The sequence below is a fragment of the Leclercia sp. GLN_9 genome (assembly GCF_043105735.1).
Taxonomy (GTDB): Bacteria; Pseudomonadota; Gammaproteobacteria; order Enterobacterales; family Enterobacteriaceae; genus Enterobacter; species Enterobacter adecarboxylatus.
This window is the reverse complement of record NZ_JBICLV010000029.1, coordinates 1-7,316: the sequence shown is the minus strand read 5'-3', so window position 1 is coordinate 7,316 and position 7,316 is coordinate 1. Positions and strand designations below refer to the sequence as shown.

Sequence of the window (7,316 nt, the reverse complement as noted above, 5' to 3'; positions counted from 1 at the left end):
GCTTCGTCGATTTTCAGCCGGACAAGGGAGCCGCTGTAAGTCTTTTAAAATATTATGATTATTTCATTGCTTTAAGAGCAATAAAATTACTGGATATCCCTTAGCTCTGTGGGAGAGGGCCGGGATGAGGGGCTTAACTTTGCAGCATTTTAACAACAACTTTTCTGACCTGCGCAGGCGCGCCCACCGCGCACAGCGGTTTGTGCACTTCGCCTGGGTAGAAGACCACGAAGTCGCCCTCGCTTAACACCAGGGTTTTCTCCTGCTCGCCTTCCGGCAGAAACGCAATGTCTTTATCCGCCAGCCAGTCGGTGTCCGGCGTGCCATTTGGCAGGGTGCTGAAGGTCATCCCTTCCTGGCCTTTCAGCACGATCTGGATATCCAGATAGCGGGCGTGATACTCGGCGCGACGCTCTTCAAATGGCTGGGTCATGTCTTCGGAGACCAGATAGAACAGGTTGTTGCCGTCGATGTCGTGCTTACCGGTTGGGGTCGCGTCTGACACATGCGTTTTAACATGTTCGATCGCCTGACGCAGCGGGTGTGGCAGCCAGGACTGGAGGTTGTGAATGTTGCCAACGATCATGGTGATATCCTCAATATAAAACATCGTTTCATTTTAAGCTTTTATACGAGAATTTTAGCTGCCATACCACTTCTTTTTGTGTGTGCTTTGCATTAGCGCATAACCATGCACACCTAACCGTTTACGTTGCGTAAAGTGTGCATTATTCGCTTGATCCGCCAATCAGGCTGCGTATAATGCCCCACAATTTGCCGGGAGGAAGCATGGTCAAACAGTGTCTACAGAGTGTCGTAGCGCGTCTTAAAAAAGACGCTGGCCTGCCGTTTTTCTTCCCGTTGCAGTCCCTATTCCAGAAGCCCCTCATTTGAGGGGCTTTTTTTTGCCCGGCGTCAGGAGATAAAAATGAATCCGCTTTATCAAAAACACATCATTTCCATCAACGACCTCAGCCGTGAAGAGCTGGAGCTGGTTCTTGAAACCGCGGCAAAACTGAAAGCCAACCCGCAGCCGGAGTTGCTGAAGCACAAGGTGATCGCCAGCTGCTTCTTTGAAGCCTCCACCCGTACCCGCCTGTCGTTCGAGACCTCCATCCACCGTCTGGGCGCAAGCGTCGTAGGCTTCTCCGACAGCAGCAACACCTCGCTGGGGAAAAAAGGCGAGACCCTCGCGGATACCATCTCAGTGATCAGCACCTACGTTGATGCCATCGTGATGCGTCACCCGCAGGAGGGCGCCGCGCGTCTGGCGACCGAGTTCTCCGGCGGTGTTCCGGTGCTGAACGCCGGGGATGGCGCTAACCAGCATCCGACCCAGACCCTGCTGGATCTGTTCACCATTCAGGAGACCCAGGGCCGTCTGGAGAACCTGAACATCGCCATGGTCGGCGACCTGAAATATGGCCGCACCGTCCACTCCCTGACGCAGGCGCTGGCGAAGTTCAACGGCAACCGCTTCTACTTCGTTGCCCCGGACGCGCTGGCGATGCCGCAATACATCCTCGATATGCTCGATGAGAAAGGCATCCCGTGGAGCCTGCACGCCAGCATCGAAGAGATGATGGCCGAGGTGGATATTCTGTATATGACCCGCGTGCAGAAAGAGCGTCTTGATCCGTCAGAGTACGCCAACGTCAAGGCGCAGTTCGTCCTGCGCGCCAGCGATCTTGAGGGCGCACGCAGTAACATGAAAGTGCTGCACCCGCTGCCGCGTATCGATGAGATCACCACCGACGTGGATAAGACGCCGCACGCCTGGTACTTCCAGCAGGCCGGGAACGGCATCTTCGCTCGCCAGGCGTTACTGGCACTGGTTCTGAATCGCGACTTAGCTCTGTAAGGGGAAATGACCATGACACACGATAACAAACTCCAGGTCGAAGCCATCAAACGTGGCACCGTAATTGACCATATCCCTGCGCAGGTGGGCTTTAAGCTGCTGACCCTGTTCAAACTGACCGAAACCGACCAGCGCATCACCATCGGCCTGAACCTGCCTTCTGGCGAGATGGGCCGTAAAGATCTGATTAAAATCGAGAACACCTTCCTGACCGACGAGCAGGTTAACCAACTGTCGCTGTACGCACCGGAAGCGACCGTCAACCGCATCGACGATTACGAAGTGGTGGGCAAATCCCGCCCGAGTCTGCCGGATCGTATTGAAAGCGTGCTGATCTGCCCGAACAGCAACTGCATCAGCCATGCTGAGCCGGTTAACTCCAGTTTTGCAGTGAAAAAGCGCGCCAACGACATCGCGCTCAAATGTAAATACTGCGAAAAAGAGTTTTCTCATAATGTGGTGCTGGCCAACTAATCGCGGTGGTAAAGCATGCCTGCCTCTTTATAATGGCAGGCATACTCATAACGCTGTAATTCAGGAGAAATCATGACCAAAGTACTCGCGACGGAAAATGCACCTGCAGCTATCGGCCCATACGTTCAGGGCGTTGATCTTGGCAGCATGATCATCACCTCCGGCCAGATTCCGGTGAACCCAAAAACCGGCGAAGTGGCGGAAGACGTCTCTGCCCAGGCGCGCCAGTCGCTGGAAAACGTTAAAGCGATCGTTGAATCTGCTGGCCTGAAAGTGGGCGATATCGTGAAAACGACCGTGTTCGTTAAAGATCTCAATGACTTTGCCACCGTTAACGCCACCTACGAAGCGTTCTTCACCGAGCACAATGCGGGCTTCCCGGCACGCTCCTGCGTGGAAGTGGCGCGTCTGCCAAAAGACGTGAAGATCGAAATTGAAGCGATTGCCGTGCGCCGCTAAATAATTATTTACTAAGTAAAAGGCAGCCTGGGCTGCCTTTTTTATTATCTGAATACACAGAGAGAAATATCCTTCAAGCATTTTCACTATTCTTTTTCATCTCTGCTTGAAATGACTAATTTTTTATTCCAGCCGACACTAGCCGTGCCCAAAACTCATTAATCATCTTTAATGGAATAAAAAATGAAATTGTCAAAAATTGCGTTGGCACTTGCCACACTCACGGTTGCTTCGTCGGCTTTAGCACATGGTTATGTGGAGTCTCCGGCCAGCCGCGCTTATATGTGTAAGCTCGGTAAAAATATCGACTGCGGTACCGTTCAATATGAACCACAGAGCGTGGAACGTACGTCTGGCTTCCCGACAGGTGCCCTGCCGCCAGATGGTCAGCTTGCCAGCGCCGGTATTTCGCAATATTCCCAGCTTGATCGCCAGAGCCTGAATGCCTGGACTAAAACACCAATCACCGCCGGTAAAAATACATTTACCTGGTATCACACTGCACCGCATAAAACCGTTAACTGGCGTTGGTATATTACCAAGCAAGACTGGAATCCAAATAAACCGCTGACCCGCGACCAATTTGAATCCACCCCATTCTGTACTGTTAACGGTAATGGCCAGGCACCGTCTCCACGTCAGGAAATGAGCTGTAATGTTCCTCAGCGTACCGGTTACCAGGTTATTTACGCGGTATGGGAAATTGCCGATACCACTAACAGCTTCTACCAGGCAATCGACGTTGATTTCGGCAACGGCGGCAATGTCACCCCTGACGAAACCCCGGCAGTAGTTTCCGAGTGGACCCATTCCCTGGACGGCCAGATCTCCGGTAACAACATCAACCCAGGCGACAAAGTGATCGCGCGCTTCTTCGATGCTAACGGTGAAGTTGCTTCCATGCGCACCGAACTGACTGTCTCCTCTGCATCTCAGGGCCAGGCAAATCAGTGGGCATTCGATCTGGCGCAGGCCATCAACGCAGCACACAGCGATGTACGTGTCGGGGTGAAAGATGAAAGCGGCGTGGTTAACCCGGTTCACGGCGCAAACAACGTCTACGTGAAAGACGGTAGCGCCCTGAAATCTGTCGCCATCTCTTATGAAGAGCAGCAGACTCAGGCCAGCGAAGATATCGCTGTGACCAACGTGCAGTTCAGCAAAGTTAAAGACGGCGCGGCAACCGTGACCTTCCACGTTAACACCCAGGGGGACGTCAACCTGGAAGCCCGTGTGATGAACCACGTCGGTGCAGAAAAAGGTTATGTGAAGCAGGACATGAACAACGCCAACCAGGACGTGACCATGAACCTGACTGACGTGACCCCTGGCCACCACATGCTGAAATACTTCGCGACCAACAAAGATGGCGTTATGTTCGCGCAGGACGTGATCGACATGATGCTGGAAGGCGAAGCCAGTGCGGATACCGGTGCTGCGGGTAAATACGACTTTACCTTCCCGCAGAATCTTTCGTCTTACAAAGCAGACACTGTGGTTCTGCAACCGAAGAATGGCAAAACTTACAAGTGTAAGAAAGCGCCATACAGCGGCTACTGCGTGCAGTACGCACCAACAGCTAACCAGTTCGAACCAGGTGTAGGTTCTCACTGGCAGATGGCGTGGACGCTGCAGAAATAGTGATGTAAACGCCCGGCATACAGAGGCGTTTACGCTGTTTGCCGGTGACGCTTCGTTTGCCGGGCCTGTAAGGTTATTCCCTCCGCAGGCCCGGCAGGCGCAGCGCCACCGGGCAGGTGTTTTACCCTACTGATTGCGCGTCGCGCGCAGCAGTTTCTCCAGCGGATACACCGCCGCAATCACCACCTCATCCTGAATCTGCGCCGCGTTATCTAACTCTCCCTGAATCGACGCAATCTCGGTATCATCCAGCGTCCCCTGTCGTGCCACCAGATCCGTCAGCCGCAGCCCAATCGCCGCCAGTTTATCCACCGTCAGAATCACCGGCTTCAGCGCTTTAAGCTGATAGTTGTTCCCCGCCAGCGCCAGCGCGTCCGGGGTGTTGGTCTGCCAGCGGGTAAACAGATGACGCAGCGATTCCGCGCTTTCGCTGTCTTCAGCATCGCTCACCAGGCGCTCGACCCAGTGATTCATCTGCCGCACCGTGTTACTTTCCGGTGCCAGCGCGTCGGCAAAACGGTTCAGCGGCTCAAACAGGTCGTAATTCCCGGCCTGGAACTTGAGATGGTTGCGGGTGTAATACTGGGCAGGCTCCAGCGCCTGGGCAAGGATGTTCAGCGCCAGCGTGTCGGTGGTATTCCCCAGACGCGTGAACTGCACCTGCTGGCGGGCGTGTTGCTGTAACCCTACCGACACCGTTGACCAGGTGTCCATCGCCTGCAGGCGGGTGTACATGTTCTCGACATCGTTCACCTCCTGCGCCGACCACAGCCGCTCCGCCACCGCAAACGCCCGTGGCCATAGCTTGATATCAAGCACCGGCGCCGCGACGTTTTCCGCCCACAGCGCCGCCTCGCCGCCAAGGAGATTGGCCTGCTGGCTGGCATCCGGCACTGCCGGAGCGATCCCTTCCGGCACCGCGTCCAGCCGCTGGCCCGTCACCGGATAGCGGCTGTTGCCCAGCAGGAAATAGCCTTCAATCTTGTCATCTTTCACCGTCACTACCGGGCGGGTCTCCCCCATCCAGGTATCGACGGTGAAGCTTACCTGGTTGTCGCTGCGCCAGTCGATGTCCTGCACTGCACGCCGCGATTTGCCGTTGAAATCGATAAACCCACGCCAGCCCGCGTCACCTTTTACCAGCGTGAAGCTCCCCTCCACCGGCTTGCCCTTCAGGCGCGGCAGGGTAAAGGACCAGCTCTGGGCGCTGTCGCGGTCGGTGATGACGTCCACATTGTTTAGCCCCTGGGGCACGATCTCATTGCGGTAGTGATAGGCGGTGTACTGGGGCTGATCGAGATAAAAGCCGGTGGAGAGGATCCCTTTGTAGCCCTGCTTCGCCACCTCACCCAACGCGTCCTGCCCTTGCCAGGAGTGGATCAGGATGCTTTTTGGCAGATCCGGGTGGAAGATCTCATCCCAGCCCACCATCTGGCGCTGGTTCTTCTCGAGGATCGTCTCCAGCTTGCGGTTGAAATACGCCTGCAACGCGTGGCTGTCGGCCAGTTTGTTGTCACGCATAAACTGCTGGATGGCAGGATTCGCTTTCCACTGGCTGTCGTCCACCTCATCGCCGCCGATGTGCAGATAAGGATCCGGGAAGATCGCCGCCAGTTCGGCGACCATCGCTCCGGCAAATGCATACGTAGCCTCTTTGGTAGGATCCATTACCGGCTTGAGCACGCCCCAGTGGCGCTCCATCTCATACGGCCCCGGCGCGCTCATCAGTTCCGGGTAGGCCACCGCAATGGCCGAGGCGTGGCCCGGCATGTCAATTTCAGGCACCACGCGAACACCACGCGCGGTGGCGTAGCGCACCACGTCGCGCATCTGATCCTGGGTGTAGAACAGCCCGTCGCTGGCAAGTTCGGTCAGTTTCGGGTAGCGCTTCGAGGCAAAACGCCAGCCCTGATCGTCGGTTAAGTGCCAGTGCAGCACGTTAAGCTTCGCCGCCGCCATGCCGTCGATCTGGCGTTTGATGTCGTCGAGCGGAATAAAGTGTCGGGCCGAATCGAGCAGCAGGCCACGCCACGGGAAGCGCGGGGCATCCTCAATGGCGACCCACGGCAGGGAAGTGTTTTCCGCACCGTTCTGGATCAGCTGGAGCAGGGTTTCCATCGCCCGTAGCGCGCCGAAGCGGGTATTGGCAGTGATATTTACCCCGCTGGCGTCCACGGTAAGTTTGTAGCTTTCATCGCTGTCCGGTTTGGGCTGCGGAGCCACTTTGCGGGCGATGGCGATGGTCACCGTCGGCTTCGCCGGTTTATCGGCCTGCGGCTGGAGCGTCCAGCCGGTCTGCTGCGCCACCCGCTGGCGCAGACGGGTCACCGCATCGCCGAGATCGTCCCCGGAGACGCTGACCGAGAAGTCATTGTTGATGACCAGCGCGCCCTGGGTGGCAGGACGTTCGACCTTTGCAGGCCAGGGCATCAGGGGAAGATCGCCTGCCGGGGCGGCAAACGCAGAAAAGCCGAGCATAAGCCCGGCGGTTAATAAGCTGTACCGTAACATGAATGTTCCTTATTTGACGGGCCGAAAAAAGGCAAAACATTCTGTTAACATGTGTACAAATTGTCGTCAAGCAAATGGCATGACGGGGATCACAGGTTCTTGAATTTGAGAGGAAAGCCAGTCCCCTCACCCCGGCCTTCTCCCCAAAGGGGCGAAGGGGGAAAACCGCACCGGGCGATCCCCTCACCCCGGCCCTCTCCCCACAGGGCGAGGGAGGAAAGACCGTACCGGGCTGTCCCCTCACCCCGGCCCTCTCCCCAAAGGGGCGAGGGGGAAAAGACCACACCGGGCTGTCCCTTCACCCCGGCCCTCTTCCCAGAGGGGCGAGGGGGAAGAGACCGTACCGGGCTGTCCCCTCACTCCGGCCCTC

The 7,316-nt window shown here is 56.4% G+C and carries 7 protein-coding genes; 5 read left to right on the top strand and 2 right to left on the bottom strand.

What is annotated here, in order from left to right; all coding sequences use genetic code 11:
- Window positions 1-133: 133 nt before the first annotated feature.
- A complete protein-coding gene (locus tag ACF8PE_RS19015; protein WP_077227975.1) occupies window positions 134-586 on the bottom strand; it encodes a YhcH/YjgK/YiaL family protein in 453 nt (150 codons plus the stop codon).
- Between the two features lie 203 nt (window positions 587-789).
- On the opposite strand from ACF8PE_RS19015, the gene ACF8PE_RS19010 reads away from it, so the two are divergent.
- The 5 genes from ACF8PE_RS19010 (at window position 790) to gbpA (ending at window position 4,435) form a co-directional block, all read left to right on the top strand.
- Window positions 790-894, top strand: a complete 105-nt coding sequence (locus ACF8PE_RS19010; protein WP_143111897.1) for a pyrBI operon leader peptide — start codon at window positions 790-792, stop codon at window positions 892-894.
- A 34-nt stretch (window positions 895-928) separates the two neighbouring features.
- Complete coding sequence (gene pyrB, locus ACF8PE_RS19005; protein ID WP_032616262.1) at window positions 929-1,861, top strand: aspartate carbamoyltransferase; 933 nt, start codon at window positions 929-931, stop codon at window positions 1,859-1,861.
- Window positions 1,862-1,873: 12 nt separating this feature from the next.
- Window positions 1,874-2,335 (top strand): aspartate carbamoyltransferase regulatory subunit, encoded by a 462-nt coding sequence (gene pyrI / locus ACF8PE_RS19000; protein ID WP_032616261.1) that lies wholly within the window; start codon window positions 1,874-1,876, stop codon window positions 2,333-2,335.
- 72 nt (window positions 2,336-2,407) lie between these two features.
- On the top strand, window positions 2,408-2,794 hold the full coding sequence (ridA, locus tag ACF8PE_RS18995; RefSeq protein ID WP_032616260.1) for a 2-iminobutanoate/2-iminopropanoate deaminase: 387 nt from the start codon (window positions 2,408-2,410) through the stop codon (window positions 2,792-2,794).
- Between the two features lie 183 nt (window positions 2,795-2,977).
- Window positions 2,978-4,435 carry an N-acetylglucosamine-binding protein GbpA gene (gbpA, locus tag ACF8PE_RS18990; protein ID WP_103793144.1) on the top strand — a complete coding sequence of 486 codons (1,458 nt, stop codon included), beginning with the start codon at window positions 2,978-2,980 and terminating at the stop codon, window positions 4,433-4,435.
- A gap of 126 nt (window positions 4,436-4,561) precedes the next feature.
- On the opposite strand, the gene ACF8PE_RS18985 is transcribed toward gbpA, so the two are convergent.
- Window positions 4,562-6,946 (bottom strand): family 20 glycosylhydrolase, encoded by a 2,385-nt coding sequence (locus tag ACF8PE_RS18985; RefSeq protein ID WP_342760247.1) that lies wholly within the window; start codon window positions 6,944-6,946, stop codon window positions 4,562-4,564.
- Window positions 6,947-7,316 lie beyond the last annotated feature (370 nt).